Source organism: Bradyrhizobium sp. 23, assembly GCF_023073295.1.
GTDB classification, from domain to species: Bacteria; Pseudomonadota; Alphaproteobacteria; order Rhizobiales; family Xanthobacteraceae; genus Bradyrhizobium; species Bradyrhizobium canariense_D.
This window is the reverse complement of record NZ_JADPJF010000088.1, coordinates 142,681-144,432: the sequence shown is the minus strand read 5'-3', so window position 1 is coordinate 144,432 and position 1,752 is coordinate 142,681. Positions and strand designations below refer to the sequence as shown.

The following is a 1,752-nucleotide window of genomic DNA, read 5'->3' as shown; positions in this document are numbered from 1 at the left end:
CCGGCGGCGTCGGCATCGGCGGCGTGCTCGAGCCGCTGCAGGCCGAGCCCGTGATCATCGAGGACGATTGCTTTATCGGCGCGCGCTCCGAGGTCGCCGAGGGCGTGATCGTGCGCAAGGGCGCGGTGCTGTCGATGGGCGTGTTCCTGGGGGCGTCGACCAAGATCGTCGATCGCGAGACCGGCGAGATCTTCATCGGCGAGGTGCCGGAATATTCGGTCGTCGTTCCCGGCGCGCTGCCCGGCAAGCCCATGAAGAACGGCCAGATCGGCCCGAGCACCGCCTGCGCCGTCATCGTCAAGCGCGTCGACGAGCGCACGCGCTCCAAAACCAGCATCAACGAGCTGCTGCGGGATTGATTCGCGGCACCAGCTGCCGTACGACACCGAGGGTCCATCGAACCCGCCCTCCCCCCATCGCGACCAACATCCGGGCGACCTTTCCCGCCCGGAGCCTTTGGAATGGACTGGATCTGGTATCTCTTCCGCTTCGACGGCCGCATCAACCGCGCGCTGCTGTGGCAGGCGCTGCTGCTCGTCATGATGCTGGCCTGCATGCTCGGGATGATCGACCAGGCCATCAAGGTGCTGAACGGGGCGGCAACTTTCGCCTTCAACTTCAAGGTCGACTTCGATTTCGGTGTCGACGACATCTTCAACGTGGTCGATCCCAGGGCCTATCGTCAGCTGGCTACGGCCGATCGCGCGACCCTCATCCTCAAAGTGTTCGGCACTTTGCTATTCCTGTGGATCTATCTCGCAACCGCGACCAAGCGGCTGCACGATCGCGACCGGAGCGGCTGGTGGCTGGTTCCGTTCTTCGTCGTGCCTGCGTTGTTCGACCAGTTCTCGGACCTGCTGCCCACCAATTCAAACTGGGTTCTTGCCGTCGCCTGGGCCGTGCACATTCCGTGGTTTTGGGGCCTCGTGGAAATGTTCATTGTGCCCGGCACCTCGGGCGACAACCGGTTCGGCCCCGATCCACTGGCCGTCCTTGAAGATGGCTCCGCGCCCGCACCTTCGACGAAAAGCTGGGACCAGCAGAGCGAGATCGAATTTGTCCCGCCCAGTGCTAGCCCACCCGGCGGCATGCATGTTAAGCGGGGCGCATGACCGATGCTCTCTCGATTGCCCGCGATCTCATCCGCTGCCCCTCGGTAACCCCCGCCGATGCCGGTGCACTGGGCGTGCTCGAAAAAGCCCTCAATGCGGCAGGCTTCACATGCCACCGCGTGACTTTCAGCGAGCCCGGCACCGCCGACGTCGACAATCTCTTTGCGCGGATCGGCACTGACGGGCCGCACATCACCTTTGCCGGCCACACCGACGTGGTACCGCCGGGCGACGAGAGCGCCTGGAGCGTCGGCGCGTTCTCGGGCGAGGTGAAGGACGGCTTTCTGCACGGCCGCGGCGCGGTCGACATGAAAGGCGGCATCGCCTGTTCGGTCGCCGCGGTGCTGGAGCATCTGGCCGCGAACGACGGCAAGCCGCGCAGCGACGGCAAAGGTTCGATCTCCTTCCTGATCACCGGCGACGAGGAAGACGTCTCCATCAATGGCACCATCAAGCTGCTGCAGTGGGCGGCCGAGCGCGGCGAAAAATTCGACCATTGCGTGCTCGGCGAGCCCTCCAATGTCGAGACCCTCGGCGACACCATCAAGGTCGGCCGCCGCGGCTCGCAATCCGGCACGCTGTATGTCGACGGCGTGCAGGGCCATGTCGCCTATCCGCACCGCGCCGCCAATCCGGTGCC

General features: G+C 65.1%; 3 protein-coding genes. All 3 read left to right on the top strand.

Translation table 11 applies throughout. From position 1 onward, the window contains the following. Window positions 1–359, top strand: a 359-nt coding sequence (locus tag IVB32_RS21625; RefSeq protein ID WP_276576779.1) for a DapH/DapD/GlmU-related protein, incomplete at its 5' end; no start/stop codon positions are given. 102 nt (window positions 360–461) lie between these two features. After that, window positions 462–1,112: a DUF805 domain-containing protein gene (locus IVB32_RS21620; protein ID WP_018453026.1), complete on the top strand. Its 651-nt coding sequence runs from the start codon at window positions 462–464 to the stop codon at window positions 1,110–1,112. Further along, window positions 1,109–1,752 (top strand): succinyl-diaminopimelate desuccinylase (dapE, locus tag IVB32_RS21615; RefSeq protein ID WP_247411395.1); only part of this gene is annotated, 644 nt, incomplete at its 3' end. The genes IVB32_RS21620 and dapE, both read left to right, overlap by 4 nt.

Bases quoted from the DNA above. Each gene is read 5' to 3' on its own strand.
- IVB32_RS21620 (WP_018453026.1), top strand. From the start codon at position 462: ATGGACTGGATCTGGTATCTCTTCCGCTTCGACGGCCGCATCAACCGC.